General features: G+C 44.1%; 1 protein-coding gene. It reads right to left on the bottom strand.

All coding sequences use genetic code 11. The features are described 5' to 3' along the window. The coding region (locus ACIFQN_RS35760; RefSeq protein WP_429837798.1) for a transposase at window positions 1-560 on the bottom strand (560 nt) is incomplete at both ends.

The following is a 560-nucleotide window of genomic DNA, read 5'->3' as shown; positions in this document are numbered from 1 at the left end:
CGCTTTGGCCGTCTCCTCAATGAGTCGTAAGGTTTCCTGGATTTTCTGTTTCAATTTTTCCTTGAATCCGATCGTTGATTTTTTCCATACGAAAGAATACTTGTTGGCATTGGCTTCGATTTTTGTCCCATCCAAAAAGTAATTTTCCATAGTGATATAGTTATCCTCGATGAGCTTCAAGGTCATGGTTTCGTATAGTTCTTCCATCATTGATTTCATCCGTCTGCCACGAAATTCGTTGATGGTACGGTAGTCTGGTTGCTGCATGGCCGCCAGCCACATGGTAGGAATATTTTCACGGGTAAGCTGTTCGATGCCGCGGCAGGAGTACACCTTCTGGGAGTAGCCAAACAGGATGACCTTTAACATCATCTTAGGGTGGAACGAAGGTCTGCCGCCGCCTGGGTAATGGGAGAATAACTGTTCATCAGGAATGGCCTCAACCATCTCATCTATCACACGAGCGACATGGTGCAAGGGAATCAGTTCTTCGATATCGAAGATGACTTGAACCTGACGATTATTATACGGTTTAAATATAGGAGCAAATTTTTTCTTGG

The sequence above is a fragment of the Brevibacillus sp. NRS-1366 genome, assembly GCF_050467985.1.
This window is presented reverse-complemented; position numbering and strand designations above follow the sequence as displayed.